Genomic DNA, 2615 nt, shown 5'->3' with positions numbered 1-2615 from the left:
TTGGCTGTTAGAACTCAATCTGTACGAGTGCCCACACAGATGATTGCTTTATATTGTTAAAGAACGTTTTGAGTCGCTTTAGCGTCTCAAGGGATGCGTATAATACATCCTTTATTTTTCGAGTCAATACTTTGTTTTAAACTTTCTTTTTGGAAGATTTAAAACCGAAGTTTTATTTAACTCTCTGAGTAGTTGCTGCCTTGCTATGCATCGGCGTTTCCCTTCTCAGTGGGGTCGCATTATAGGGAGCCGCAGATTTTACGCAAGCGTTTTTATCGCCTTTTTTGCATTTAATTTTTACCCCAAAGATACACAAGCCAGACCCACAGGTTACCCACAAAAGCCTGTGGACAAGTCATTTTTTTACCTCGATTACTAAACTATTTCTCAAGCTTATGCTAAGTTGCGCGACAGATTTAAACTCGTTGATTAGGCAAATAGCATGACAGATATAATAAACAGTATAAGCAGCCTCTTATGGGGCCATGTTTTAGTATACTTATTAATAGCAGCAGGGCTGTTTTTCACCATTCGCCTTCGCTTTATTCAATTTGTACAGTTTCCTCACATGATAAAAGTGATGTTTTTGAGTCGTAGAGGTTCAGGCGATGGCATCTCTTCATTCCAAGCCTTTTGTACTTCACTCGCAGCGCGTGTTGGTACTGGTAATATGGCAGGTGTTGCAGTTGCACTTTATTTAGGTGGTGCTGGGGCTATTTTTTGGATGTGGCTTATTGCTTTAATTGGTATGGCGACTAGTTTTGCCGAGAGCACATTAGCGCAAGCTTATAAAACGCGTGATGAACAGGGGAACTTTCGTGGTGGCCCTGCTTATTATATGGAATATGGTTTAGGTAAGCGCTGGATGGGCGTTATTTTTTCACTGTGTTTAATATTAGCGTTTGGTTTTGTATTTAACGCAGTGCAATCAAACTCTATTGCAGCTGCATTTAAAGTCGCTTTTGATATTCCGAACTATGTAGTAGGTATTGCTTTAGTTATTGGCTCTGGGATCATTATTTTTGGCGGTTTAAAAACTATTTCTCGATTTGCAGAAATGGTAGTGCCTTTTATGGCTCTTGCTTATTTACTAGTGGCTTTGTACGTTTGTGCTTTAAATTACTCTGAGCTACCTGGTGTTTTTATGCATGTTATAAATAGTGCATTTGGCATTGAGCAAGCAGGCGCAGGCGCAATTGGCTACGGCGTTATGCAAGCGATGATCCAAGGCATTAAACGTGGCTTGTTCTCAAACGAAGCGGGTATGGGTAGCGCTGCTAACGCAGCTGCAACAGCAACACCTAACCCTCCCCACCCTGCCTCACAAGGGTATGTGCAAATGTTAGGCGTTTTTGTTGATACTATTGTAATTTGTAGCGCTACTGCGGCATTAATTTTATTATCACAACAACTTACTGCTGGCTCTGGTTTAACGGGCATAGCTTTAACTCAAGCAGCACTTGAGGAGCATGTAGGTAGTTGGGGCGCAATATTCGTTGCGATTGCTATTTTATTCTTTGCTTTCACATCTATTGTTGCTAATTACTCTTATGCAGAAACAAATTTATTATTTTTAGAGCATAACCATGCATACGGCATGTTGATTTTTAGATTGTTAGTATTAGGTATGGTGATGTTTGGCGCTATGGGTGAGCTACCATTAGTGTGGACTTTAGCTGATATATCTATGGGGTTAATGGCTATTGTGAACGTTATAGCATTATTTATGTTGTCAGGCGTAGTTGTTTGGCTTGCTAAAGACTACAACACGCAACGTCGTGCTGGGAAGTTACCAACCTTCGATCCAACTAAAAATAAGCATCTTGATAAAACAATTCCAAAAGGGATTTGGCATAAGTAATTATAGCTAATATTGGTTAAATTAAAGGGAAGCTATATTGCTTCCCTTTTTTTGCTTTTAAAACACACCCATTACTGGTTCGCTTTTACATACCTAATTACGCTTCACTCTACACCTTCATACAATAACCTAAGCCTCAGAGACGCATGAGGCCTAACCTCCCCCTCTAAACTTAGTAACGATGATCTGGCGATTTAAATGGTAACGCTTTGCCGATTACTTATTGCTAACGCCTAGTAATCGCTACTCATGGTAAGCATTTAGTTTTGCATTGTAATACGTTCTCATGCGGTAAATACAAAACCCTATACTAGTGTATAGAGTCCTCATGTTTTGATTAGTATTCTAACTAGATGAAGTGTAGCCATGTAGCTAAGCGCTGCGGCGTTATTTCGTTACGGGATCTTTGGCATTATCAGCAAGTGTGGCTATTTAAATACGTGTAATAACAATAAATAGCTAATTGCTTAATTGGAAATACTTATTTAGGTAAGGCTGTAGACTTTAAGATATAAATAAGCACTGAATCTAGCGTTATTTAAGGTAACTATTAACTTTAACAGACTGGATTTTATTGTAGTAACAAGGTGTGTAGTTTTATTATAACGAATTGATGCGTAAATACTGACTAATGTTATTGCCAGCTTATAGCATTGTTTATTAATAGTAATAGCGAGAAAGTGGTGCCCGAGGCCGGAATTGAACCGGCACGACTTGTTAGTCGAGGGATTTTAAATCCCTTGTGTCTACCAAT

The 2615-nt window shown here is 39.1% G+C and carries 1 protein-coding gene; it reads left to right on the top strand.

Features of this window, described 5'->3' with window-relative positions:
* Nucleotides 1–442 precede the first annotated feature (442 nt).
* On the top strand, nt 443–1861 hold the full coding sequence (locus J5X91_RS17900; protein ID WP_011328579.1) for a sodium:alanine symporter family protein: 1419 nt from the start codon (nt 443–445) through the stop codon (nt 1859–1861).
* Nucleotides 1862–2615: the final 754 nt, after the last annotated feature.

It is taken from the genome of Pseudoalteromonas sp. K222D (genome assembly GCF_017653575.1).
In the GTDB taxonomy this organism is placed as follows: domain Bacteria; phylum Pseudomonadota; class Gammaproteobacteria; order Enterobacterales; family Alteromonadaceae; genus Pseudoalteromonas; species Pseudoalteromonas nigrifaciens.
Note: the sequence above shows the minus strand (reverse complement) of the source record. Positions and strands in the feature narration are given on the sequence as shown.